General features: G+C 64.1%; 21 protein-coding genes, 1 tRNA gene and 1 other RNA gene. 11 read left to right on the forward strand and 12 right to left on the reverse strand.

What is annotated here, in order from left to right:
• Window positions 1–43: 43 nt before the first annotated feature.
• The 3 genes from purL to purS are packed head-to-tail and all read right to left on the reverse strand — an operon-like array spanning window position 44 to window position 3,369.
• Complete coding sequence (gene purL, locus AC1L6K_RS03950; RefSeq protein WP_480952692.1) at window positions 44–2,353, reverse strand: phosphoribosylformylglycinamidine synthase subunit PurL; 2,310 nt, start codon at window positions 2,351–2,353, stop codon at window positions 44–46.
• Window positions 2,354–2,362: 9 nt separating this feature from the next.
• Window positions 2,363–3,115 (reverse strand): phosphoribosylformylglycinamidine synthase subunit PurQ, encoded by a 753-nt coding sequence (purQ, locus tag AC1L6K_RS03955; RefSeq protein WP_480951428.1) that lies wholly within the window; start codon window positions 3,113–3,115, stop codon window positions 2,363–2,365.
• A gap of 2 nt (window positions 3,116–3,117) precedes the next feature.
• The gene (purS, locus tag AC1L6K_RS03960) at window positions 3,118–3,369 is read right to left on the reverse strand and encodes a phosphoribosylformylglycinamidine synthase subunit PurS (protein ID WP_444531570.1); all 252 of its coding nucleotides are present in this window, start codon (window positions 3,367–3,369) and stop codon (window positions 3,118–3,120) included.
• Between the two features lie 347 nt (window positions 3,370–3,716).
• Here purS and AC1L6K_RS03965 point away from each other — a divergent pair, with 347 nt between their 5' ends.
• Together AC1L6K_RS03965 and AC1L6K_RS03970 are read left to right on the forward strand one after the other, a co-directional pair.
• Window positions 3,717–6,374, forward strand: a complete 2,658-nt coding sequence (locus AC1L6K_RS03965) for an exo-alpha-sialidase (RefSeq protein WP_480951429.1) — start codon at window positions 3,717–3,719, stop codon at window positions 6,372–6,374.
• A 110-nt stretch (window positions 6,375–6,484) separates the two neighbouring features.
• A complete protein-coding gene (locus tag AC1L6K_RS03970) occupies window positions 6,485–7,468 on the forward strand; it encodes a GDSL-type esterase/lipase family protein (protein ID WP_480951430.1) in 984 nt (327 codons plus the stop codon).
• Here the strand turns inward: AC1L6K_RS03970 and AC1L6K_RS03975 are convergent.
• Entirely contained in the window at window positions 7,465–8,382 is a 918-nt protein-coding gene (locus tag AC1L6K_RS03975; protein WP_480951431.1) for a 3-methyladenine DNA glycosylase, read from the reverse strand. The two genes, AC1L6K_RS03970 and AC1L6K_RS03975, sit on opposite strands and share 4 nt — an antisense overlap.
• A gap of 4 nt (window positions 8,383–8,386) precedes the next feature.
• Window positions 8,387–8,899 carry a MarR family winged helix-turn-helix transcriptional regulator gene (locus AC1L6K_RS03980; RefSeq protein WP_480951432.1) on the reverse strand — a complete coding sequence of 171 codons (513 nt, stop codon included), beginning with the start codon at window positions 8,897–8,899 and terminating at the stop codon, window positions 8,387–8,389.
• A gap of 117 nt (window positions 8,900–9,016) precedes the next feature.
• Between AC1L6K_RS03980 and AC1L6K_RS03985 the strand changes: the two genes are divergently transcribed.
• Window positions 9,017–9,241, forward strand: a complete 225-nt coding sequence (locus AC1L6K_RS03985) for a hypothetical protein (RefSeq protein WP_480951433.1) — start codon at window positions 9,017–9,019, stop codon at window positions 9,239–9,241.
• Between the two features lie 120 nt (window positions 9,242–9,361).
• Entirely contained in the window at window positions 9,362–9,586 is a 225-nt protein-coding gene (locus tag AC1L6K_RS03990; protein WP_480952693.1) for a hypothetical protein, read from the forward strand.
• Window positions 9,587–9,709: 123 nt separating this feature from the next.
• On the opposite strand, the gene AC1L6K_RS03995 is transcribed toward AC1L6K_RS03990, so the two are convergent.
• Entirely contained in the window at window positions 9,710–10,996 is a 1,287-nt protein-coding gene (locus AC1L6K_RS03995) for an aspartate kinase (protein ID WP_480951434.1), read from the reverse strand.
• A gap of 299 nt (window positions 10,997–11,295) precedes the next feature.
• Here AC1L6K_RS03995 and AC1L6K_RS04000 point away from each other — a divergent pair, with 299 nt between their 5' ends.
• Window positions 11,296–12,261, forward strand: a complete 966-nt coding sequence (locus tag AC1L6K_RS04000) for an ABC transporter ATP-binding protein (RefSeq protein ID WP_480951435.1) — start codon at window positions 11,296–11,298, stop codon at window positions 12,259–12,261.
• Window positions 12,258–13,472 carry an ABC transporter permease gene (locus AC1L6K_RS04005; RefSeq protein ID WP_480951436.1) on the forward strand — a complete coding sequence of 405 codons (1,215 nt, stop codon included), beginning with the start codon at window positions 12,258–12,260 and terminating at the stop codon, window positions 13,470–13,472. The genes AC1L6K_RS04000 and AC1L6K_RS04005 overlap by 4 nt, the downstream gene beginning before the upstream one ends.
• On the opposite strand, the gene AC1L6K_RS04010 is transcribed toward AC1L6K_RS04005, so the two are convergent.
• Entirely contained in the window at window positions 13,469–14,359 is an 891-nt protein-coding gene (locus AC1L6K_RS04010) for an alpha/beta fold hydrolase (RefSeq protein WP_480951437.1), read from the reverse strand. The genes AC1L6K_RS04005 and AC1L6K_RS04010 overlap by 4 nt on opposite strands.
• A gap of 75 nt (window positions 14,360–14,434) precedes the next feature.
• Here AC1L6K_RS04010 and AC1L6K_RS04015 point away from each other — a divergent pair, with 75 nt between their 5' ends.
• Window positions 14,435–14,968 (forward strand): TetR/AcrR family transcriptional regulator, encoded by a 534-nt coding sequence (locus AC1L6K_RS04015; RefSeq protein ID WP_480951438.1) that lies wholly within the window; start codon window positions 14,435–14,437, stop codon window positions 14,966–14,968.
• A 110-nt stretch (window positions 14,969–15,078) separates the two neighbouring features.
• Here AC1L6K_RS04015 and ilvD read toward each other — a convergent pair whose 3' ends face one another.
• The gene (gene ilvD / locus AC1L6K_RS04020) at window positions 15,079–16,974 is read right to left on the reverse strand and encodes a dihydroxy-acid dehydratase (RefSeq protein WP_480951439.1); all 1,896 of its coding nucleotides are present in this window, start codon (window positions 16,972–16,974) and stop codon (window positions 15,079–15,081) included.
• 99 nt (window positions 16,975–17,073) lie between these two features.
• On the opposite strand from ilvD, the gene AC1L6K_RS04025 reads away from it, so the two are divergent.
• Window positions 17,074–17,946, forward strand: coding sequence for a helix-turn-helix transcriptional regulator (locus AC1L6K_RS04025; RefSeq protein ID WP_480951440.1), 873 nt, complete (start codon window positions 17,074–17,076; stop codon window positions 17,944–17,946).
• Window positions 17,947–17,984: 38 nt separating this feature from the next.
• Here the strand turns inward: AC1L6K_RS04025 and recR are convergent, their stop codons facing one another.
• The 3 genes from recR to ffs form a co-directional block, all read right to left on the reverse strand.
• On the reverse strand, window positions 17,985–18,584 hold the full coding sequence (recR, locus tag AC1L6K_RS04030; protein WP_480951441.1) for a recombination mediator RecR: 600 nt from the start codon (window positions 18,582–18,584) through the stop codon (window positions 17,985–17,987).
• An 81-nt stretch (window positions 18,585–18,665) separates the two neighbouring features.
• Window positions 18,666–22,088 carry a DNA polymerase III subunit gamma and tau gene (locus AC1L6K_RS04035; RefSeq protein WP_480951442.1) on the reverse strand — a complete coding sequence of 1,141 codons (3,423 nt, stop codon included), beginning with the start codon at window positions 22,086–22,088 and terminating at the stop codon, window positions 18,666–18,668.
• An 82-nt stretch (window positions 22,089–22,170) separates the two neighbouring features.
• Window positions 22,171–22,266, reverse strand: an RNA gene (gene ffs / locus AC1L6K_RS04040) — signal recognition particle sRNA small type.
• Between the two features lie 211 nt (window positions 22,267–22,477).
• Here ffs and AC1L6K_RS04045 point away from each other — a divergent pair.
• The 3 genes from AC1L6K_RS04045 (at window position 22,478) to AC1L6K_RS04055 (ending at window position 23,696) form a co-directional block, all read left to right on the forward strand.
• A complete protein-coding gene (locus tag AC1L6K_RS04045; RefSeq protein WP_480951443.1) occupies window positions 22,478–22,654 on the forward strand; it encodes a hypothetical protein in 177 nt (58 codons plus the stop codon).
• Window positions 22,655–23,034: 380 nt separating this feature from the next.
• Window positions 23,035–23,122: transfer RNA gene (locus AC1L6K_RS04050), tRNA-Ser, on the forward strand.
• 94 nt (window positions 23,123–23,216) lie between these two features.
• Window positions 23,217–23,696 carry a glutathione peroxidase gene (locus AC1L6K_RS04055; protein ID WP_480951444.1) on the forward strand — a complete coding sequence of 160 codons (480 nt, stop codon included), beginning with the start codon at window positions 23,217–23,219 and terminating at the stop codon, window positions 23,694–23,696.
• A gap of 111 nt (window positions 23,697–23,807) precedes the next feature.
• On the opposite strand, the gene AC1L6K_RS04060 is transcribed toward AC1L6K_RS04055, so the two are convergent.
• The gene (locus tag AC1L6K_RS04060; RefSeq protein WP_480951445.1) at window positions 23,808–24,722 is read right to left on the reverse strand and encodes a Cof-type HAD-IIB family hydrolase; all 915 of its coding nucleotides are present in this window, start codon (window positions 24,720–24,722) and stop codon (window positions 23,808–23,810) included.
• Window positions 24,723–24,839: the final 117 nt, after the last annotated feature.

Consider the following 24,839-nt stretch of genomic DNA (forward strand, 5'->3'; position numbering starts at 1 on the left):
GAGAGTTGGCCGGGGTTCCTTTTGCCGGTGCTAGTTTTCGGTGCTAGCCGAAGTACTTCGGCAGGGTGCCCTCATGTGCTTCGCGAAGCTCATCCAGCGGTGCGGTGAACAACCCCTGGATGTCCAGGGCATCGCCGGCTGCGTCAACAACGCCGATGCGGGAGACCGGGAAGCGGCGTGCCGTGCACATGTCGTTGAAACGGACCTCTTCGCTGCGCGGAACGGCCACAATGGCGCGTCCCTGAGTCTCGGAGAACAGCAAGGTGAAGGTGTCAACACCGTCACGGGCGGCAACTTCATCCAAGGCCACCCGGGCGCCGGTGTTGAAGCGCAGTGCCGACTCAACCAGGGCTGCCGCGAGGCCGCCTTCGGAGAGGTCATGGGCGGAATCGATCATGCCGTCGCGTGAGGCATTGATCAGGATCGCACCCAATTCACGCTCCCGCTCCAGGTTCACTGCCGGCGGCAGCCCGCCCAGGTGTCCGCGCAGGTTGGCCCACTCGGAACCATCCAGGTCGGCGGCGGTGTTGCCCAACAGATAAATGGCCTGGCCGTCTTCCTGCCAGCCCGACGGCGTGCGGCGGGCGACGTCGTCGAACTTGCCCAAAACCGCCACGACGGGGGTCGGGTGGATGGGGGTGGAGCCCGTCTGGTTGTACAGCGAAACGTTGCCGCCGGTGACGGGGATGCCCAGCACCATGCAGGCATCGGACAGGCCGCGGATGGCTTCGGCCAGCTGCCACATGACGGCCGGATCCTCGGGGGAACCGAAGTTCAGGCAGTCGCTGACGGCCATGGGGATGGCGCCGGAGGTGGCGACGTTGCGGTAGGCCTCGGCCAGGGCCAGCTGGGCGCCGTGGTACGGGTCGAGGAAGGTGTAGCGGCCGTTGGCGTCGGTGGCCAGGGCAACGCCCAAGCCGGTTTCCTCATCCACACGAACGACACCGGAATCATCCGGGAACGCCATGGCGGTGTTGCCGCCGACATAACGGTCGTACTGGTTGGTGATCCAGTCCTTTGAGCACATGTTCGGGGAGGCGATGAGCTCCAGCACGGCGGCCTTGAGCTCGTCAGCGGTTGACGGGCGTCCGCCATCCTGGACGGAACCGGTGAAGGTGTCCGCCTGCAGCGCATCCTGCCACTCGGGGCGGGCGTACGGGCGGTCATAGACCGGGCCGTCGTGCGCAACGGTGCGGGGATCGACGTCGACAATAACTGCGCCGTCCCACTTGATGACCAGGCGGCCGGTGCCCGTAACTTCGCCGAGCCAGGAGTACTCCACGGCCCACTTGTCCATGACGGCTTCAAACGCGGCCACGTTCTCCGGCGTAACAACTGCCATCATGCGTTCCTGGGATTCCGACATGAGGATTTCGCCCGGGGTCAGGGACGGATCGCGCAGCAGGACGGAGGTCAGCTCAACTTCCATGCCGCCGTCGCCGTTGGAGGCCAGCTCGCTGGTGGCACAGGAAATACCTGCGGCCCCGAGGTCCTGGATGCCTTCAACCAGGGAACCCTTGAACAGTTCCAGGCAGCACTCGATGAGCACCTTTTCGGCGAAGGGGTCGCCCACCTGGACGGCGGGGCGCTTGGACGGCTTGGTGTCGTCGAAGGACTCGGAGGACAGGATGGAGGCCCCGCCAATGCCGTCGCCGCCGGTGCGGGCACCGAACAAGACAACCTTGTTGCCCTTGCCGGAAGCGTTGGCCAGGCGGATGTCTTCGTGGCGCATGACGCCGACGGCGAGTGCGTTGACCAGCGGGTTGCCCTGGTACACGGAGTCAAACACCATTTCGCCGCCGATGTTCGGCAGGCCCAGCGAGTTGCCGTAGCCGCCGATGCCGGCCACCGCACCGTGCATGACACGGGCGGTGTCGGGGTGGTCGATGGCGCCAAAGCGCAGCGGATCCATCACGGCCACCGGGCGTGCGCCCATGGAGATGATGTCGCGGACAATGCCGCCGATGCCGGTTGCGGCACCCTGGTAGGGCTCCACCATGGACGGCGAGTTGTGGGACTCGATCTTGAACGTCACGGCCCAGCCGTCGCCCAAGTTGGTGACGCCGGCGTTTTCGCCGATGCCCACCAGCATGTCCTTCTTCATTTCCTCGGTGACCTTGTCGCCAAACTGGCGCAGGTGGTTCTTGGAGGACTTGTAGGAGCAGTGCTCGCTCCACATCACCGAGTACATGGCCAGCTCGGCGGCAGTGGGGCGCCGCCCCAAGACCTTCACGACGTCGTCGAACTCGTTTTGCTTCAGGCCCAGCTCGGCCCAGGGCAGCTCAACCCCGGGGGTGGCCGCGGCGTTCTCGACGGTGTCGATGTTGAACTTCTTCGCGGACTCTGTTGACATCTCGCTCATTTATTTGTCTCCCAGAAGTGTGTTCAAGACTGAGGTGAAGAATCCCAGCCCGTCGGTGCCCGTATGGCCGGGGCCGTAGCCGGTCTCCACTGCGTGCTCGGGGTGCGGCATGAGGCCCACCACGTTGCCGGCGGCGTTGGAGATGCCGGCGATGTCGCGGCGCGAACCGTTCGGGTTCCTGCCGACATAGCGGAAGGCCACGCGCCCCTCGGCCTCAAGGGCATCAAGGGTCTTTTCGTCCGCGATGTACTGGCCATCCTGGTTCTTCAGCGGAACAGTAATGTCCTGTCCGGCGGCGTAAGCGTTGGTCCAGGCGGTGTTGGCGTTTTCAACACGCAGCACCTGGTCGCGGCACAGGAACTTCAGGTGGTCGTTCTTGATCATCGAACCGGGCAACAGGTGCGCCTCGGTCAGGATCTGGAAGCCGTTGCAAATTCCCAGCACAGGCAGCTTCGCATCCGAGTTTGCCGCGTCAACGATCTTGGACATCAGCGGAGCGAAACGTGAGATGGCGCCGGCGCGCAGGTAGTCGCCGTAGGAGAAGCCGCCGGGGATGATGACAGCGTCAACATCGGCCAGGACGGTGTCCGCATGCCAAAGATCGACGGCGGTGGCACCGGAGAAGCGGACGGCGCGGCTTGCGTCGCGGTCATCGAGGGTGCCGGGGAAGGTGACGACGCCGATGCGGGCTCCCGCCAGGCGGGAATCAACGGGAACCAGCGTGGTTCCGCCAATCAAGGGGGTTTCATTCATGGCTAGTCCGCCACAACTTCAATGTTGACCACGTCTTCGATGACCGGGTTGGACAGCATGGTTTCAGCTGCTTCACGTGCCTGGGCCAGGATCTCCTCGGTCACCTCGCCATCCACCGTCAGTTCAAAGCGCTTGCCCTGGCGGACAGCTGAGAATGCGGTGAAACCCAGACGGGGGAGTGCGCCAACAATGGCCTTCCCCTGCGGGTCCAGAATTTCGGGCTTGAGCATGACGTCGACAACGATCCGAGGCATCGAAGGAACTCCTGGTGAGTAAGAGGGGTTGCCGCGGAGGTGCCGTCTTACGCAGTCCTATGGGCCGAAGGTGATTCCGGCTTGAAAATCGAAAAGAAAAGCGCTCCGCGAGCTTGCCATCCCATTCTACGCAGTGAATCCAAACTCGGGTATTTGCGTGGTGCAGGTCTCAGCCGGGCGGGCTTGAGCCGTATCGGGAAGTCATGGTTCGCGCAAAGTCGTTTTGTGACGGGCAACACGCTACGGTTGTGGGACATTCCATGTCTGATGAATCACATTCAACCATGGAACGTCTTGTCAATTGGGGACAGCCACCCGGCCAATGACGGCCGCCTTGAAAGGACCAAATGAAATCCACCGACTTCCCGCGCCGATGGAAACACGCACGGACGGCAGCCGCCGCCGGTGCCTTGACCGCAGGCATGCTGGCCAGCATGATCGCACCCGCAATGGCCGATGCCCAGAACGCCCCGGCAGCCCCCAGTTACGTCGAGCAGGTGCTTGCCAAGAACGGGGACAACGCCATCGACCCCGTGCTGGGAGCCAATTACCGCATCCCCGCCCTGGCCCATCTCGGAGACGGCATCGTGTTGGCTTCCTATGACGGACGCCCTTTCGGCGGCGATTCGCCCCAGCCGAACTCGATCGTTCAGCGTCGCAGTACGGACAACGGCAAGACCTGGAGCGCGCCGACGTATGTTGCACGCGGACAAATGCCGGCCGAGGGCAAGCCGGTCTACGGCTTCAGTGACCCCAGTTTCGTCGTCGACGAGGTGACGGGGGACGTCTTCAATTTCTTTGTCTATTCCAAGGATGTCAGCTTCCAGGCCGGCGGCTTCGGCAACGACGACGCCGCCCGCAACATCACCAGTTCCGCCGTCGCCGTGTCGAAGGACCACGGGTTGACCTGGTCGATGGACCCGGCGCACATGCCGGTCCTGCCCCCGGCCGAGTATCCCGCCGGCTCAGAATTTGCCGGCTACGACGGTCCGCTCATCACCGATGTGGTCAAGCCCGTCGGTGACTCCTCCAACGTTGGCGGCGTCCAGGGCGTTTTTGCCTCCTCGGGCGAAGGCATCCAGCTCAAGTACGGCGAGCACAGGGGCCGCCTCGTCCAGCAGTTCACGGGCAAGGTCAAACAACCCAACGGCACCATCGCCTACCAGGCCTACAGCGTCTACTCCGATGACCACGGCAAGACCTGGCAGCGCGGTGAGTTCACCGGCACGGGCATGGATGAAAACAAGACCGTCGAGCTCTCCAACGGCGACGTCATGATGAATTCCCGTGCCAGCAGCGGCGGCCAGGGCGGCCGGAAGGTGGCCATCTCCAAGGATGGCGGACACAGCTACGGGCCCGTCACTGTCGACACCCGCCTGAGCGACCCTGTCAACAACGCCTCCATCGCCCGCATGCACCCGCAGGCTGCCGAGGGCTCAGACGAGGCCAAGATGCTGTTGTTCTCCAATGCCAACAGCACCTCGGGCCGCCAGAACGGCACCATCCGATACTCCTGCAATGACGGCGCCACATGGAGCTCCGGCAAGCAATTCAAGGCCGGCGCCATGAGCTACTCCACCGTCACCGCACTCGGCGACGGCACCTTCGGGGTGTTCTACGAAGGTGACAACAACACCATGACGTTTGGCAAGTTCAACGCCGAATGGCTGGACATCCAATGCGGTGTCGAGCTCACCGCCAAAGCCTTGACAGGCGCCAATGGGACGACGGTCGACGCCGAACTGACCATGGTAAATGGCGGCCAGACCGCAATCACCGGAGCCAAGGCGTCCTTTGCCAAGCAAAACGCCTGGAGCTTTGGTGCAGCGGAATTTGCCGATGTGCCCGCCGGCTCATCGGCCACTGTCACGGTGCCCGTGACCATCCCCGCCAGCGCCACGGCCGGCCAGTTCAACATCACCGCGAAGGTCAACTACGGCACGAGCGAGTTCAGCGCCGTAGTTCCCGTAACCGTCACCGGAGGCGCCGCACCGACGCTCGGCCTGAACGTCGTCGGCTCGCGCACGGACCAGGGCCGCGACCTCTCCGCCACTCCCTACTCGGTGGGTGAGAAGCTCCCGTACCAGTTCGCCGTGACCAGCCTCAGCAACGTCACCTCGAATGTGGTGCCGGCATCGGGCAACTTCGATCCGTTCCTCCCCCCGGCAGGTGGCAACTGCCGCTGGAACAACCTGTCCACGTGGGCCAACTACGCCTGTGGCACACCCCGCCACGAGGTCACGGCCGATGAACTGGCCAACGGCTTCTTCGTTCCGGAAAGCACCTGGACCGTCAGCGCTTCCGGACTGGAAACCAAAACCTTCCCCATCACCGGTGACGAAGTTGACCTGCTCGTGCGCAATCCCGGACTGACGGCAACGGCGGCCTCGGTGTGGAACGATCTTGACGGCAACGGACTGGCCAGTGCCGGGGACACAGTGACCACCACGGCCACCGCCACCAATGCCGGCAACGTCACCTTGACAGGTGTTGCCGGCCTCGGCACCGAGCGCGGCACCTTGGCCGTCGGCGAATCAGCCAGCTTCACCGAAACTCGTGAACTGACGACGGCGGAGCTTACTTCGGGTGCCGTTGCGGAACGTTCCGTGGCGCTCGCCGCCGCCAACGGCGCGAAGGACGCGTCCGCCGTCGTTCCGGTTGGGTTGCTGGCCTTGCCGATCGAGCAGGAGGCTCCGGCCTTCGAGCCGTCGGTGGAGCGGGCACAGCTGAATGGGCAGGCCCCCGTTGACCTGGGCCTGAAGGCTGGCAAGTACAGTGCCGGCGACACCGTCACCGTGACGAACCTTCCGGCGAATGAGTGGGCGTATATGCACCTGAACCAGCACGGCGCCCGCATAGGCTGGTTCCTGGCCAACGCGGAGGGAACCGTGACATTCACCGTTCCGGAAGGCACCAAGAGCGGCAAGGACACCCTCGTGGTTTCCGACGGGAGCGGGGAGCTGTTCTCCTTCGGTACATTCCATGTAACGCCGGCCGCGAAGTAACACCCAACATCTCCCACCTCGTCCTTGGGGGAGGTGTGGGATGACGCCTCTTCGGGCCCCTGCCGGAATCCACCGGCAGGGGCCCGAGCCATTTTCGATAGGATTGCCCCATGGTTTCAGCTGCTGCCCAGTGGTCCGGAATGTTCACAATTACGCATGATGGGGATGGCTCACAGCAGTTACATCGGCTGGATGCGACCGGCTACCTGCCGCCCTACACTGACGGTCTCGCCAACCGCGCAGCCATGGCCGCCGGCGTCCGTGCCGCCTGGCGTACGGATGGCGGCACCCTCACGGTTGCCGGCCACGGCGCCGACGAATGTGCGCCCTACGACGTCCTCGTCAACGGCGAGCTCACCCACCGGCTGCCGGCCGCCGGCGCCCACCGCCACGTCGTTGAGCTGGCAGGGCTGGCGCCCAACTCACTCGTCCAACTGTGGCTGCCTCACTTTGGCGACTTCACCCTGCACCAGGCAGCGTTCGACGGCGCAACCGTCACCACCGCGGCGGAAACCGGCCCGCGTTGGGTCACCTACGGCAGTTCCATTACGCACTGCCAGCAGGCCGATGGTCCCACCCAAACCTGGCCTGCCTTGGTTGCGGCCCGCAACGGCTGGCAGCTGACCAACCTGGGTTTGGCGGGGGAGTGCCAACTGGACCCGGTCGCCGCGGACACGATCGCGCAAACCCCCGCCGACATCGTTTCCCTGTGCGTGGGCATCAACAGCTACAACGCCGCAGTGTTCTCGGAACGCAGCTACGGTCCTGCCCTGCAGGGCTTCATCAAGACCGTCCGGGCGTCGCATCCGGACGTCCCGATCGTCGTCATCACGCCGGTGTTGTCCCTGCCGCGCGAAGGGAAGGCCAACGAAGTGGGCTGGACCCTTGCCGACTATCGTCGCGCCACCGCCCGGGTCGTGGCCACTATGCAGGAGCAGGGGGACAACAAGCTCCATGTCATTGACGGCGCCGCGGTGCTGACTGGGCAGGAAGCCCTTGACCGGCTGCCCGACACCCTGCACCCGGACACGGCCGGCTACGCGCTCATGGCGGAGCGCTTGGCACCCCAACTTGCGGCGGTGCTCGGAAGCTAGCCGACGGGCAGTGCGTCCACGGCTATGCGCAGCCGCTCCCGCAATACCGCCGACTCGGCGCTGAAGGCCCGCTGGTGCGCCACGTATTCGGACTTGCCGGCCACCGTCTCGATCGGAATGGGCGGGTAGCCCCAAGCGGCGAGATCGTACGGGGACGCCTGCATGTCCATGGCCCGGATCCGCCACGACAGTTCAAAGCAGTCCATGACGAGTTCGCTGGGCAGGGCGGGCGAAAGCTTGTACGCCCATTTGTAGAGGTCCATATTGGCGTGCAGGCAGCCTGGTTGCTCCAGATCGCGCTGGTTCTCCCGCGTGGGGCGCAACTCATTGAGCCCGGAGGCCTGCGGTGTGTAAAAGCGGTAGGCGTCAAAATGTGTGCAGCGGATGCGGTTCTCCTCCACCGTCCGGTCCGTGCCGGCCGATCCCAGACGCAGCTCGAGGTATTCATGCCGCACTTCATTGGCCTCCTGCTGGTACACCATGGCCCATTCGTGCAGTCCGAAACAGCCAAATTGCGCGGGGCGTGCTGCCGTGCGGCCCAGAATAATTCGGGCAAAATCGATGGCCTCCTGGCGATGGACTGCAAACCCTTCCAGATCAAGCACGACGCCGGGACCTTGGTGGGGCGCCCCGCCAGACTTGAGTTCGTCGTCGTTCGCAGCCCGGTAAAACTTCCAGCCCAAGCGCTCCGCTGCCCCCGCCCCCGTCAGGACGACGCCCGGCCCCGGGTGCCAGCGGGCAAGCTGGCCGGGCTTCTGCGTGTAGTAAGTGAAGAGGAAATCCTCCACGGGATGCTTTTGGCCGGTTGACCGGCGCGCCAGGTATGGAGCCGCGTACCGGTCAACACGGATTTTGTGCTCTTGGGCGCGCGACTGCCAGGCATCCTCAGTGAGGGGGAGTGGGGCGGACGTCATACGTTCAATCATCCGTCATCACGGCGGTGTCGTGAGTTCGTGTGCCAGCCATCGCATTGTCGGGCACAGCGCCGTCGTCCGCGTGTGTTGCCGCGTCAATGAGCGCCATCATGCTCCGATGCAGGGCCATGGCGCCGTCGCGGTCCAAGCCCAGCCGGGCCATCATGGTGCCGGGCACCGCAAGTGCCTGCTGACGGAGGGCCGCACCGGCAGGGGTGAGGTCCACGGCCAGGGCGCGCTCATCGGCGTCGTCCTTGGTGCGGGTGAGGTAGCCGAGGGTCTCCAGGCGCTTGAGGAGCGGGGAGAGCGTGGCCGATTCCAGCAGGAGGGCGCCGCCAATGTCCTTCACGCGGCGCGGGGCGCGCTCCCACAGGGCCAGCATCACCAGGTACTGCGGGTGGGTCAGCTGCAGGGCCGCGAGCACCGGCTTGTAGGCGGAAATGACGCTGCGGGAGGCGACGCTGAGACCAAAACTCAGCTGGCGCTCAAGCAACAGGTCATTCTCAGCGGTGTTCACTCACACTCTCCATCGTTTAGTTAGTGCACTAACGAACAGGCTACTATGAATGGAACTGACACCCTCAATCGGCTCGAAATGCAGCTTCGGGCCCCTGCTCCGCTAAGGAAAGCCACCATGCCGAAGACGCGTCTTGTCCACAAATTGATGCGCTTCACCGGTCACCTGCGGTACGTTCTGGGGCCGGCCAGCAGCAGCCCCCTCGATCACGAGATGACGCCGGAAAACAAGGCGCTGCTGGCCGCCCAGCAGGCCGCCTCCGGGCAATTTGTCACTGCGACCCGGGCTGACGGCAGCACGTACCTCGTCCCCCGGGACCCGAACGACCAGTCCCTGCGGTAGGAATGCTCCCCGCGGGTCGCGGCGGGCGGGCGGTCCTGCCAGCGCCTTTGCGCGGCTTCAGGCGTAAACTTAAGGGATCCTGAACGCAGCGGTTTTCGAGGTGGAGAGGGGGTGTTGATGATGACGAACAGTGATAAGTTCGTGCAGAAATTCATGCACGCCACCGAGAAGTTTCAAAAGGTTTTCGGCCCCGCGGACCAAGGTGACATGGATTCCCCTGTGGTGCATCGCCACGATGAATTTGAAGACAGCAGTGATGAACAGCTCTCCCACTTTGCCGAGGAGACGGATTCAGAAGGCCACCACTATGCAGTCCGCAAGGACGAAGCTGTCGAGGAGCACTAGCCGGTTCCAGGGGTGGGCGGGTATTTTTTGCAGCAGTGGAATGACGATAAAAAAGGTGGGTGCCGGATTGATGTCCGGCACCCACCTTTTTTGCGGGCCTTGCGGGCCTTGCGGCCCGAGGGGTCAGCGGCCAGTGCCGCCGTAAACGGTTGCCTCATCTTCGCCGTCCAGGCCGAAGGCCTGGTGCACCGCGCGCACTGCCACGTCGAGCAGGTCGGCGCGGGTCACGACGGAGATGCGGATCTCGGAGGTGGAGATCAAGTCGATGTTCACGCCGGCGTCGGACAGGGCCTTGAAGAAGCTGTAGGAGACGCCCGGGTTGGAGCGCATGCCCGCGCCGATGAGGGAGAGTTTGCCGATCTTGTCGTCGTAGATCAGGTCCTCGAAGCCCACGTCTTCCTGCCGGGCGCGCAGTGCGGCCAGCGCGTCCTCACCCTCCACCATGGGCAGTGTGAAGGAGATGTCGGTCTTGCCGGAACCGCGGGTGGAGATGTTCTGCACGATCATGTCGATGTTGGTGTGTGCTCCGGCAATGATGCCGAAGATCATCGCGGCCTTGCCGGGGATGTCCGGCACGCCAACCACTGTGACTTTGCCTTCTGACCGGTCGTGGGCCACGCCGGAGATGATTGGCTGCTCCAAGGCAACTCCCTCTGAGATCTTGATTTTGTCGTTGGGGCTGGGCAGGACCCAGGTTCCTTCGTTGTCGGTGAAAGATGAGCGCACATGGATCGGCAGGCCAAAGCGCCTGGCGTATTCCACGCAGCGAAGGTGCAGGATCTTGGCGCCGGAGGCTGCCATTTCCAGCATCTCCTCGCTGGAGATCTTGTTGATTTTCTGCGCGCTGGACACCACGCGGGGGTCGGCGGTGTAAATGCCGTCAACGTCGGTGTAAATTTCGCAGACGTCGGCGTTCAAGGCCGCGGCGAGGGCGACGGCAGTGGTGTCGGAGCCGCCGCGTCCCATGGTGGTGATCTCATGGGTGGTGCGGCTCATGCCCTGGAAGCCGGCGACGATGGCCACCTTGCCCTTGTCCAAGGCGGTGCGGACGCGGTGCGGGTCTACATCGATGATGCGGGCCTTGCCGTGGATGCCGTCGGTGATCATGCCTGCCTGGCTGCCGGTGAAGGACTGCGCCACCCCGCCCTGGGAGCTGATGGCCATGGCCAGCAGGGCCATCGAAATTCGCTCGCCGGCTGTCATGAGCATGTCCAGTTCGCGAGCCGGGGGATGTTCGGAAACCTGCGCGGAGAGATCCAGCAGTTCATCGGTCGTGTCGCCCATGGCTGAAACGACGACAACCACTTCGTGGCCCGCCTCCTGGGTGCTGACAACCCTGCGGGCCACGCGCAGAATGCCCGCCGCGTCGGACACGGAGGAACCGCCGTACTTTTGAACAATCAGGCTCATGGGTGCACACTCATTGACTTACCTAACGCAACACTTGAAAGTAGGAAACTTGCTGCCGCTCGCGCCGGGCCGCGCCGTGCGCTGGGCCAATGCGGCATCATCAACGCGGAAGGCAGGTGCCCCAAGTTTAGCGCGGTGCTGCGTGAACATGGAATTGAAGTGTCCACATGCTGGTCCATGACGCCGCGGTTTCCTGCGGATAACAATTCTAATGTCCGACGGCGGGATGATGCCTTGGGTGCCCGCAACCCCTTAGGCTGTTGCCAAGACCGCGATTTGCGGCCCACAGGGAGGTTATGATGACCGAGCTCCAGCCACCGCCGCCCGGACCGTCCGCCCCTGAAGGCTTCCCCGGGCTCAGTGCCACCGGGCTGTCCCGCAGCTTTGGTGCGGTGCACGCCGTCGTGCAGATGGACGTGCAGGCGCCGGCCGGGCAGGTGACGGCCTTGATCGGACCCAACGGTGCGGGCAAGACCACGCTGCTGCTCATGCTGGCGTCGCTGCTGGCCCCGGACACCGGAAGCATCAGCGTCATGGGCATCGACCCGGTCAGGGATCCCGCCGCGGCGCGGGCCAGGATTGGCTGGATGCCGGACACGCTGGGCGTGTGGGAGTCGCTGACGGCGCGCGAGATTCTGACCACCATGGGCAAGTTTTACCACCTCCCAAGGGCGCAGATCCCGGCCCGCGTGGAGGAACTGCTGGAGCTGGTGAATCTTTCTTCGCTGGCCGACCAGAAGGCACGGGTGCTTTCGCGCGGGCAGCAGCAACGGCTGAGTCTGGCCCGCGCGTTGATCCACGATCCGCAGGTCCTCCTGCTCGATGAGCCCGCCTCCGGGCTGGACCCGGGATCGCGCATTGCACTGCGCATCATTCTGCGGCGGCTGGCAGCGGAGGGGAAGGTCGTTGTGGTTTCCTCCCATGTGCTCGCGGAGCTTGACGAAATTGCCGACGGTGCAGTGTTCGTGAACCAGGGACGTTCGGTGCTGGCCCAATCCGTGGAGCAGGCCACCGGGCAGGGACGCAAGTATTCCATCGCAGCGCTTGACCCGGCTGCCCTGGCCTCGGCGCTGACAACACTGGGGGTGTACTTCGAACCGGGCACGGGCCGGCGCCCGTCGGCGAGCGTCAGTGTGGAACGGGAAGAGCAGGCGGCGGCGCTGTTGCGGGACTTGGTGGCGGCCGGCGTGGCCGTGTGTTCCTTTGCCCCGGCCACCGGCGCCTTGGAAGAGACGTACCTGAGCATGAAGGTGGAGCAGTCATGACAACGATGCAGAACGGGCCCGCCCCGCAGCCAGCCCACGGCTCCCCTTCGCCGGGCTCTTCCCGGATAAACGGCTATGCCACAGGAGTGGTGGCGGTGGTGGGAATGGAGTTGCGGCAGCGGCTGCGTTCGCGCGGCTGGTACGTCATGCTGGTCATCTGGTTTGGGCTGATTTGGCTGGTGACGGCCCTGACGTGGATCAGCTGGAAGGCGCAGTCCGGTTACAGCATTGACCCCGGGTTTGGCAGGGTTGGTCCGGGCCCGTTGATCTTTGAAGCCGTTATGGCGTTTGTGCTGCTGTTCGGGCTGCTCGTTGCACCTGCATTCTCGGCCAATGCCATCAGCGGCGACCGGGCTGCCGGAACCCTGGCCATCATGCAGGTGACCCTGCTGCGGCCCGGGCAACTCCTGTGGGGGAAGTTTCTGGCGTCATGGATTGCCGCACTGGCCTTCCTGGTGGTGAGCGTGCCGTTCCTGATTTTCGGCATCGCCCAAGGCGGCCTCGGCGTCGGCTACATCTTCATTGCCCTGCTCATGCTCGCCATTGAACTCGGCGTGGTGTGTGCCCTCGGCGTGGGCATTTCTGCCTTGGCCAACCGGCCGCTGTTCTCCATTGTGGTCACGTATTTGACAGTGGCTGCCCTGGTCTTTGGCACGCTCATTGCCTTCGGGTTGGGCATGCGGCTGAGCAACGGCACCGTGGCGGCAAACCAGGTGCACTACAAGGGCGCGGAGATGCAGCAGGGGGAGCCGGACACCGGTGGGGAGTCCAGCGACCAGGACATGTACCCTGCGCCGCCACAGCCCAGGGGCATCACGGATGAAAATGCCGAGTACGCCTGCTTTGGCCCCCTGGAGGATCATGGCGCCCCGCGGACTGACAGGATTGCGTGGATGCTCGCGATGAATCCCTTCGTGGTGGTGGCCGACGCCATTCCCTACCCCGACCGCACCGTCCAGGACGGCCACTACCATCCAGCGGGGCTGTTTGAGACTGTCAGCCAGGGCGCCCGCTACGCCCAGGCCGGGCCCGACGTGACATACCAATGTGCCGGCGGCAAGATCGCCCCTGCGTCCATTGAGCAGGGGATGCCGCTGTGGCCATTGGGCCTGGGGCTGCAGTTGCTGGTTGCGGCGGGCATTCTGGCTCTCGGCTGGCGTGCCCTGCGCACCCCGGCCGGGAAATTGCCCAAGGGAACGCGTGTGGCCTAGCGTTGTGACAGGAACGCCAACGTGCGCACGACCACGGCTTCCGGGACATCGTCAGCCAGAAAATGGGAGGCGTCCGGCAGGAACTCCACTGTGAGGTCGTCGGCATGGTGTTCGTATCCGCCCAGCATGGCCGGTTTTAGTGCCGGGTCTTCCGACCCGATCAGCATCAGTGTTGGCGTGCTGAGTCCAATCTTGCGGAAGCGCCCCGCGAATATGTCAATAAACGTGGGAATGTTGCAGTGGCGGTAGAGGGCGCTCGCTGCCCGTGCGCGAGCCGGCTCGCGCAGGCTGGACAGAAAGTACTCCAGGTCTGCAGATGTGAAGCTGCCTTCGCTGTGGCTGAAATGGGCGAAGAGAAACCGTGGGAACCTCTGGCGCCGGGAGCCTAGCAGGGCGGGGCCCAGAATCGGTGTGGCAATGACGGGCTCAATCCACGCGGCTTTCAGGACCCCTAGCAAGGCAAATGATGGTTTCAGGAAGGGGTGCGGTATTGACAGTGCCACGAACCGGTTGACCCTCTCGGGATGCTCGAGGCACAACCGGAAGCCAATGATCGCACCGTAGTCATGCGCCAGGATGTGAACTCGGTCCAGCCCCAAGGAATCCATCAGGCCCAGCGTGTCCGCAAGCAACTGGTCTGAGGTGTATCCGCCGGCAGGTGCGTCAGTGGCGCCTGCACCACGAAAATCCGGGCAGATCACCTTGTAGTGGCTGGCCAGCGGGGTTATGACATCACGCCATTCCCACCAGTTCTGCGGGAATCCATGCAACAGCAGCAGCGGCTCACCACGGCCGCACTGCGCCATGTGAACCCGCAGGCCGGATACCTCCATGAAGCTGTGCTCAACCCCGGGGACAACCTGCTCGGGGAATGCCATGGTGTCCATGGGGAAATAATACTACGTCTGTAGTGTCGTGACACTATGTTTGTAGTGGAAAGTTTCTCCAACTACAGTGATTTCATGCCATCTACAAAGACCCGTGCACTGTCTGCGGCACTGGAATTGCTGGGCTCCGGGGGAGTCCGGGCCGTGACTCACGCCCGGGTGGACGCCAGGGCCGGCCTGCCCAAGGGCTCCACGTCCAACTTCTTCCGCACCAGGGCAGCATTGCTAACTGGCGCGGTTGATTGGCTGGCAGAGCAGGAGCTTGCTGGCATTGATCAGTTCCTTCAACCCGACACCATTGCCGAGCTCATAGACGGGCTGTGTGCTGTCTACGAATTTGCCAGCGATCAAAACAGGAACTTCACGGCAGCCAGGCTGGCACTGTTCGTGGAAGCCGGCCACAACCCTGACGTTCGGCGGGCGGTGGGCCGCGGACGTGCACGGTACGAAGAGCTGACCGTCGGGGCCCTCGTGCACTTGGACGTGCCGCAGCACGACGTGGTGGCAGCGGTGCTGATGTCTTGCTTGGAGGGGCTGCTGTTGCATCGGATTGCCCGGGGGGACACCACCGACCCGCGCCCGCTGCTGGAGTTGATCCTCAAGGCCTAACGTGGCTCCTTGGACAGCCGCAGGCAATCTGCCCAAGGGATCGCCGTCGGACATTCCATGTGGCAGTTGTTGCATTGGTCCAACAACTGCCACACAGATGTGAGGGGTGGTTAGGAGACGGGCACTTCAGCTCGCGGCGCCTTCATCAGGACCACGTCTTCCGGGACCTGGCGGATGGCACCCTTGTCGGCGCTCGTGGCCATGGCGGCGTAGGCCTTCAAGGCGGCGGAGACCTCGCGTTCGCGGCCCACAGGCTGGTAGCCGGTGGTCGATTCGAGCAGGTCGCGGCGCTCGTCCAGCTCCACCGGGTCCACCAGGAGTTCCATGGAGCGGTTGGGGATGTCGATGCGGATGAGGTCACCGTTTTGGACAAGCGCGATGGTGCCGCCGGCCGCAGCCTCGGGGGAGACGTGGCCGATCGAGAGCCCGGAGGTGCCGCCGGAGAAGCGGCCGTCGGTGATCAGCGCGCAGACCTTGCCCAGTTTCAGGCCCTTCAGGAAGGACGTGGGGTAGAGCATTTCCTGCATGCCGGGGCCGCCGCGGGGGCCTTCGTAGCGGATGACCACAACGTCGCCTGCCTTGACCACCTTGGAGAGGATCTTCTCAACGGCTTCGTCCTGGGATTCGCAGACCACGGCCGGACCTTCGAACGTCCAGATAGACTCGTCCACGCCGGCGGTCTTGACCACGGCGCCGTCGATGGCGATGTTGCCGCGCAGCACCGCCAGGCCGCCGTCCTTGGAGAAAGCGTGCTCCACGTCGCGCAGGCAGCCCTCGGCGCCGTCGGTGTCGAGCGAGGTCCACTCGGCCGACTGCGAGAACGCGGTGGAGGAGCGCTGGCCGCCGGGTGCTGCGGTCCAGAGGGCCTGGGCCGCCTCGGTGGCCTTGCCGCCGCGGATGTCCCAGTCGTCGAGCCAGCCGGTGAGGTCCTTCGAGTGGACCGAGTTGACGTTGGTGTGCAGCAGCCCGCCGCGGTTCAGCTCGCCCATCAGTGCAGGGATGCCGCCGGCACGGTGCACATCCTCCATGTAAAATGTTTTATCGCCGGCCACGTTCGGGGCGACCTTGGCCAGGCACGGCACCTGGCGGGACTTCGCGTCAATGTCGTCGAGATCGTACTTCAGGCCGGCTTCCTGCGCCGCGGCGAGCAGGTGCAGGATCGTGTTGGTGGAGCCGCCCATGGCGATGTCCAGGGCCATGGCGTTGTCGAACGCCTCGAAGCTGGCAATGTTGCGCGGCAACACCGATTCGTCGTCGTCCTCGTAGTAGCGCTTGGCGATCTCGACAGCGGTGGCGCCGGCACGCTCGTACAGCTCCTTGCGTGCGGTGTGCGTGGCGAGCAGCGAGCCGTTGCCCGGCAGGGACAGGCCGATTGCTTCGGTCAGGCAGTTCATCGAGTTGGCGGTGAACATGCCGGAGCAGGAGCCGCAGGTGGGGCACGCGTTGGCCTCGATGAGGTCGATGTCCTCGTCGGAGATGGAGGAATCCACGGCGTCGGAGATGGCGTTGACCAAGTCCAGTGTGCGGATGGAACCGTCGGTCATGGTGACCCGGCCGGCTTCCATGGGGCCGCCGGAGACGAACACGGTGGGGATGTTCAGGCGCAGCGCGGCCATGAGCATGCCGGGGGTGATCTTGTCGCAGTTGGAGATGCATACGAGCACGTCGGCACAGTGCGCGTTGACCATGTACTCCACGGAGTCGGCGATCAGGTCGCGGGAGGGCAGTGAGTAGAGCATGCCGCCGTGGCCCATGGCGATGCCGTCGTCCACAGCAATGGTGTTGAATTCGCGGGCGATGGCGCCGGCTTCGTGGATGGCGTCGGAGACGATCCGGCCCACAGGTGCGAGGTGGGTGTGGCCCGGGACGAACTCGGTGAACGAGTTGGCGACGGCGACGATCGGCTTGCCGATGTCGGACTTGGCAACACCCGAGGCCATCATGAGGGCGCGGGCGCCGGCCATGTTGCGGCCGTGGGTGACTGTGCGTGAACGTAATGGAGGCATGGGGACAAGTTAACCAGCAAGCGGGGTGCTTAAGCAGGATTAGGGGTGCGTCGTGGAGACGGCGTCAATACTAGTAGTGGCAGTGCTAGATTTGATGGAATGAATGAAGAACGACGGCGTGAGCTGGGCCAGTTTCTCCGTGACCGCCGGGCAGGACTGCTTCGTGCGGAACTTGGACTGTCTCCCATAGGCCGCAGCCGCATCATGGGCCTGCGCCGGGAAGAGGTCGCCGCCTTCTCCGCCGTCAGTGTCACCTGGTACACGTGGCTGGAGCAGGGCAGGGACATCAACGCCTCCCGGCAGGTGCTGGAATCCATCGGCAGGGTGCTGCGGCTCAGCGCCGCCGAGCAGGCTTATGTGCTGGCCTTGGGCGGCCACGGCGCGGTGCCGTCCGGTGGCACGGCCACCATGGAGGATGTGCCGCCGCACCTGCAGGCGCTCATGGATGCGGTGGACTTTCCGGCCTTTGCCGTGGCTCCGGACTGGGGGATTGCCGGCTGGAACAGCCCCTACCGGGCACTGTATTCACGCATCGCCGAGATTGTTCCGGCAGAACGGAACCTGCTCAGGCTTGTCTTCACCGACCCGCAGCTGCACCAAATGCTGCCCGACTGGGAGCTGACCTCACGGCACTTCGTGGCCGAATTCCGTTCCGAGGCCGGACCCCGGCTCGGCTCGGCAGCGCACACGGAACTCGTCGACAGCCTGTCTGCGGCGAGCCCTGAATTTGCCGGCATCTGGGCCGAACGCGGTGTGCTGGGATTCGCCTCCCGGCAGCGCGTATTCATTCACCGGGAGGTGGGCGAGCTGACGTTTGAGCAGCACCGGCTGGTGCCCTCGGACGTCCCCGAACTGCACTTTGTCATGTACGTTCCCACCGCGGGGACCCCCACCAAGGAGCGCCTCGCCCAACTCATTGCCAGCGCCGGGCAAGGCAGCAGCGAAAGCCGGGCATCCGGCGTCGCACTTTAGCGCAGCCGTACTAAAACGGTTGTGCTAAAACGGCCTGTTTAGGTGAGCGCGTTGCGGCGGCCCTCGAAGGCACGGCCAAGCGTCACTTCATCGGCGTACTCCAAGTCGCCGCCCACCGGCAGCCCGGAGGCCAGCCTGGTGACTGTGATGCCGAGGGTTTTCAACATGCGCGAGAGGTAGGTTGCGGTCGCTTCGCCCTCGAGGTTGGGGTCGGTGGCAATGATGATTTCCTGGATCTGGGCGTCATTGAGGCGGGTGAGCAGTTCGCGGATGCGCAACTGGTCGGGGCCGATGCCGGCGATCGGATTGATGGAGCCGCCCAGCACGTGGTAGCGGCCGCGGAAGGCCCGTGTGCGCTCCACTGCCATCACGTCCTTGGACTCCTCCACAACGCAGATGACTGTGGGGTCGCGGCGCTGGTCGCGGCAAATGTTACACAGTTCCGCCTCCGTGACGTTGAAGCACGCAGTACAGAACTTCACACGCTCCTTGACCGTGACGATGGCCTTGACCAGGCGCTGCATGTCCTCGGCGTCGGCCTCCAAGATGTGGAAAGCAAGCCGCTGGGCCGATTTTGGCCCGATTCCGGGCAGGCGCCCCAGCTCATCGATGAGCTCTTGAACTGCTCCCTCGTACACAATGCCTCTTGTCTATTGGTTCAAATCGTCCAGTGGTTCAATTCCACTGTTGGGTAATGGTGGTGGCTGCGCCGCAGGGACTCAGTGTGACGGGTTCAGCGGGCGCTCTTCGATCAATACCCCGCCCAGAATACGCTCCACAGCCGCCTGGCCCACAACACCGGATTCCTCGATGGTCACGTCGTCGGGGCTGGGGACGTCCTCGACATAGGGCGTCTGCGCGGCGAGTGCTGGCGTCTGCGTGCGTGCGGCCTGGGCCTCGGAGCTGTTGGCGAGGCGCTGGTACATGCTCAGCTTGGCTGCGACGGGTGTGGCGCTGCTGCCTGCCATGTCCGACGCCGGTGCCTCCTGCCGCTGTGCGGCATCGGGCGCCTCGGTCACCTGATCTGACTGGGCCCCTGGTGCTGACTGTGACATCGGTGCAGTGACAGTGGCGACCGTCGGGTAGGTGCTGGAAGCTCCCAATGGTGCTCCGGCCACGGGCGCGGCCGCATTGAACGAACCATTTTCCGCCGTCGTGGTTTCTGTTGCACCTGATTCCACTGCATGCGATTCCGCTGGATCTGAATCCGCTTGGGCCGGTGCTGTTTCTGCGCCGGCATTGGTTGCACTGGTTGCTGCTGCCGGGGCGCTGCCCTGAGCGTCCTGGGCCCATTCCGGGGCGTTGGCCATGGATCCCCAGCCCGGGTCGGCAACATCCTTCCGGCTTGTCTGGCCCAGGGAGACGCCCCAGTCCTGGGGTGCAGGCTGGTCCGGTTGTTGACCTGACTGCTGGGCGATCTGCTCGGCCAGCAGGGCGCTGCGCCGGGGTGCTTCCTGTTCCACAGGGGCAGCGCTGACTGGTTCAGCCACCGGCACGTCCCAGCCCGTGGTCCACGCAGAAATGGGTGAAACCCTCGGCGGTGAATAAGCCGGTGGGGGCGCCTGTTCGCTGCTGGTTTGTGGCGTCGCCGACGGTTCAGAGGGGGTGTCCCTGGCTGCCGGCCGGGCTTCGGCGGCTGGCTGTGGAGCGGCAGAATCGAAGTGGTCGGCCGCAGCGTAATCGTCGGGTGGATAGGAGTCCGGGTGCGGCTCATCCCAGGGATCGCTTGGCTCGACGGGGCCGTCCCAAGGAGCTTGGATGGTGGCAGGACTCTGCCCGCTGGCAGGCTCCGAGACCACAGCGGAGGCCTTCGCCTCGCCGGGAACCACGGCAGCGGGCGCGACGGGAGCAGCCGGCTCGGCCGCAGCGGGCTTGGTGTCGGCAGGTCTGGTGGCGGCCGGAGCGGCGAAGGAACCCGTAGCCGGAACTGGAGGATGGGCCGGAGGCTGATTCGGAGGCTGATTCGGAGTGTGGGCCGGGTTTTGTTGGCCCGGCCGGGACGCTGCGCTTGCCGGTTGGGGCGCAGTGTCGCCACCCCCTTCACGTTGCCGTGAAGGGCTACCTGTTTGAACTTTTGGGTTTGGCTCAGCGCTCGCTCTCGGAGCGGGGGCTTCGCCGTCGGCAGGCAGGATTTGCACTGTCATGCCCAGTACCTGGTTGATGGCCTGTTGCAAATTTTCCAGGTGGCCGTTGTTGCTGAACGTTTCGATGAGACCGGTAGAAGGCAGTCCCACACGAAGTTCCCGGCCGTCAAATACTTGGGGCACCACGTTCTGATTCACCATGGCCCACGACGCCATGCGGATGTTTCGCAGCGCACCCAGGATTTCCGGCCATGCCCGGCGAATCACCTCAATGCCCGTTGTGCCGCTGGATGCTCCACCGGCGGGTTCGCCTTGAGCCGAGGGAGCGGGCCGGACGTCTTGCTCGGGACGCTGTGTCGGAACCTGCTGCTGGCCCGACTGCGGTGCGTTGGATTGCGGTGAGTTTGCCTGTGTTGCACCGGTTTGCTGGTCGCCCCACTTCTGGGCGGCAGGGGCGGCGTCGCCGGAGGGGGTGGGGAGGTCGTCCCAGGTGCGTGCAGCCGGCGCTGCAGCTGGCTCACGTTGCTGGGGCTGTTGTTGAACCTCCGGCTGCCGGGGCTGTTCAGCGGCCGGTGCCTGGTGGGTGGCAGCAGCTGATTCCTGAACCGATTCCTGGGCTGAGTCCTGAGCTGAATCCTGCGTGGGGGCAGCAGCAGGGGCATGGCGTGCCGCCACTTCAGCACCCGCGGCTTCCTTTGCACGGGCCAATTGCGCCCGTACGGCAGCCAGTCCGCCGCCGGAGGTTTCAGCAGCAGAGTCGGCGGGTGCCGTCGTCGAACTTTGGGCGGCAACCCCTTGTGCAGGAGCCCGGTCAAGGGCGTGTTCGGGGACGCCGGCCTGCACGGCTCCGGCGGGCGGCATGCCTGCCGGGGCAGCCGACTGTGATCCGGAGTAATTGAGGCGGCGTTCGAGCTGGTCAAGCCGGGTGGCCATGCCTCGGACCGAGGAGTCTGCGCCAGGCAGCAGGAGGCGGGCGCCCAGCAATTCCAGGTGCAGGCGGGGCGAGGTGGCACCCGTCATTTCATTGAACGCCGCATTGGTGACGTCCGCGGCCCGGGACAGCTCGGCGGCACCCAGCTGGGCGGCCTGCGTCTGCATGCGGGCGATCAGCTCATCCGGAGTGCCGCGCAAAATCGCATGGGCGCTTTCGGGCATGGCTTGGACGATGATGAGGTCTCGGAAACGCTCGAGGAGGTCTTCCACGAAACGGCGGGGATCGTGGCCGGTCTGGACGACCCTGTCCACCGACTTGAACACGGTGGCCGAGTCGCTGGCGGCCAACGCCTCAACGACGTCGTCCAACAGTGACGAGTGGGTATAACCGAGCAGGTCAATCGCAAGGTCGTAATCCAGGCCCGAGGCATCGGCTCCTGCCATCAGCTGGTCAAGAACTGAGAGGGAGTCGCGGACGGAACCGCCGCCGGCGCGGACCACCAGGGACAGGACCCCGGGGGCAACTGCGACATTTTCCTGCTCGCACAGTTGTGCCAAATAAGCCATGAGCGGCTCAGGCGGCACCAGCCGGAACGGGTAGTGGTGCGTGCGGGAGCGGATCGTGCCAATGACCTTGTCAGGTTCGGTGGTGGCAAAGATGAACTTGATGTGCTCCGGCGGCTCTTCGACGATCTTCAGCAGGGCGTTGAAGCCGGCGGACGTGACCATGTGGGCCTCGTCAATGATGAAGATTTTGTAGCGGTCCCGGATCGGGGCGAAGGTGGCGCGTTCGCGCAGGTCGCGGGCATCATCAACGCCACCGTGGCTGGCCGCGTCAATCTCAATGACATCCAGGGAACCGGCTCCGCCGCGGGCCAGCTCGATGCAGCTGTCGCACTCACCGCACGGGTGTGAAGTGGGGCCTTTGGCACAGTTCAGGCAGCGGGCGAGGATGCGGGCCGAGGTGGTCTTTCCACAGCCGCGCGGGCCTGAAAAGAGGTAGGCGTGGTTGACGCGGTTCTTTTCCAGGGCAGCCATCAACGGCGCGGTGACGTGTTCCTGGCCGATCACGGTGGCAAAGGAATCGGGACGGTACCGGCGATACAGGGCTGTTGGTGCGCTCACAGTTGAAACCCTATCTAATCTGCCTGACAAAATGCCTGTCGGTGCCGCAGACTGGGCAAATCTGGGGATAAGTTTTGGGAAAAGTAAAGACCCCCCATGCACCCGCCAGAGCCCGCTTACCCTTGCTACCTTCCGGTCCTGGGGGAGTTCACAGGGTGACGCCACATGAGGGGCCGAAAAACAGCTTACCCGACTGTTGCGGTGCGGGCGAATCCGTCGGCACCACCGGGGACCATTTCAATTCCTTGCCGGCGGTGGTAGCTTCGCCTCATGGGGCATCAATGCCATTGCTAAGCCGGTCCCGCAGCGTTTCGGCCCCAGCGTTGCTCGGGCCGCCATGGGAGCGAACAGACATGCTTAGTTTCGGGTTCTTTGAATGGATATTTTGGGTGCTGGCCTTCGGCACTGGGATTTTGGCCCTGGTGCGCATTGAAGTGTTTTCAACCAACACCACCCAGCGCACCCACAAGCATTCGGGCCAGCAGTTCTTTCTGTGGATCATGACCGTAACCTTTGCTCTTGCGGGATTTGTTACTGCTGCGCTGGCAATGCGGGCGGGGCACTGATTTTCCCGCTCGATTGGTGATAGCTGGCCAGGGGAAATGTGATGTTTGTTGTTAAGCCGACACGTCGTCATCAATGCCGCGCGAATGTGACAATCTTGTAAAGTTGGGCAGGCGTTGCGGGAGCAGCTGAGCACTGCTGCCTGCAATGCGCGGGCGCTTGGTGCGTTCGATCCTTTCGTGCGGTCTGCCTTCCGCTTGGCCGCCTGGGGAAAATTGAGGGCGGTACGGCTTGAACGGGGCTGTAGTGCCCTTATTTTCTGCTCGGAACCGCATGGCTGTGCAGCGTTTTTGGGCGTCTCATTGGGCGGGTCATTGTTCGATTCGTGACTTGGGCACCTTGTCAGGTACTCTTGAACCTGCCGTGTTTTGCACAGCAAGCTGGAGGATTCGCCTAGCGGCCTATGGCGCACGCCTGGAACGCGTGTTGGGTTAACGCCCTCGGGGGTTCAAATCCCCCATCCTCCGCCAATAAAAGGCCCGGAATCATTGAGATTCCGGGCCTTTTGTCGTTTAATCTTGGTTGCGGGGGCCCGCATAAATATTGGCACGTTAGACTCGGCCTGTGACTACGCAAACTTTGAATACCATTGCCCTTACGCTCAACGACGGCACCGAGACAACCCTGCCTGAACTGGCGAACAAGGCAGTCCTGCTCGTCAACGTGGCTTCCAAATGCGGATTTACCCCGCAATACGATTCCCTTGAAGCCCTCCATGAAAAATACCAGGGCCAGGGACTGACAGTTGTAGGTGTCCCGTGCAACCAATTTGGCGCACAGGAGCCGGGAACCGCGGAGGAAATCGTCGAGTTTTGCCGCAAGAACTTCGGTGTAACCTTCCCCCTCGCCGCCAAGACTGAGGTGAATGGTGAAGCTGCCCACCCGCTTTATGCTGCGTTGACAAACGACGGCGCAGAGCCCATCCAGTGGAACTTTGAGAAGTTTCTGATCACGCGCGACGGCGCAGTGCTGGGACGTTTCGCCTCCGCTGTTGCGCCTGACTCACCCGAGCTCATTGCGGCAGTGGAAGCAGCGCTGCTCTAACAACACCGCCGCGGCGGCGATCTTCACCCCACAGAAAACGCTCCCTCTCATTGAGGGAGCGTTTCGGGATTAACCCCCATTGCTGCGCGAGCGTTGGGAAAAATCAAGCCACTACTGTGCGAGCGTCGGGACTGGCGGGCTGGCGGGAAGGCGGTCCAGCCAGAACTGCAGGAACGCCGCCCCGGCAAAGTCGTTGACGACGTCGTCGCCCAGTTGGAGGTCCGCCGCGGTTTTGACGGGGTACGGCTTTTCCGGGATGCCCTCGGCAGGTCGCACGTCGATATGCTTGACCTCGTGTGCGTGGTGGTGCAGCCAGTCGGCCATGGCGTAGTCGGTGCGCGAATCGCCCACCGTGCGCCACGCCCGCGGAACAATGCCCTGCGCCGCCAGCAGTTCCACCGCCCGGCTGGCGCCAAGGTCCTTGCCCAGGCGCACCGACTCGATGTCAGTGGAGATGATCGAAGGGTCAACACGGTAGTCAACACGTCCTGTGGACGCCGGGGCCCGATGCTCAAGGCGCACGGCACCCAAGTCGTGGGTGGCCAGCAAAGCCAGCGCATCGGCGTCGAACTTTTCCTGCTGGGCCAGGTAGTTGCTGCTCTCAACCTCGATGAGCTGTTCCACGGAGACCATGGCCCGCTTGGTTTCATCGAAGAACATGTGCTCGGCGTACGAACGGGCAACGAGTTCACGAATGGCGTCACCATAGGCTGCCGGCATGACCAGGCTTTCGTCCACGTGGACGGGGCCGGGCCCGTCGGGGGTGAACGTGAACCAGACGGCGCCCTTCTCGCAGATGGCATGGACGACGGTGTCGGCAGGCAGCCCGGCCTCGAGCATCGGCACCATCAGCTGCTCGGCGATGAAGGTGTCGGAGCGGCCGGTGTTGAACACAATGGGGATGCCCCTGCGGACCAGCTCGATCAGGTTGGCGATGATCTCCGGCGACACGCGGCGGGACACCGGACTGGCCAACGGACCGTCAACGTCAAGGAGCAGGGCAAGCGGAGGTTGCATGAGTGTCATGAACCCATGATCCCAGCACTGCCTCCGGAGGGCCATTTGGGGCTGCATTTCGGTAACCATTTGGCAACACACCCTGCGGCTCGAAGGCGTTGCAGTTCCTTTAGTGCCATGGAGTCC

This window comes from Specibacter sp. BI4 (assembly GCF_056680095.1).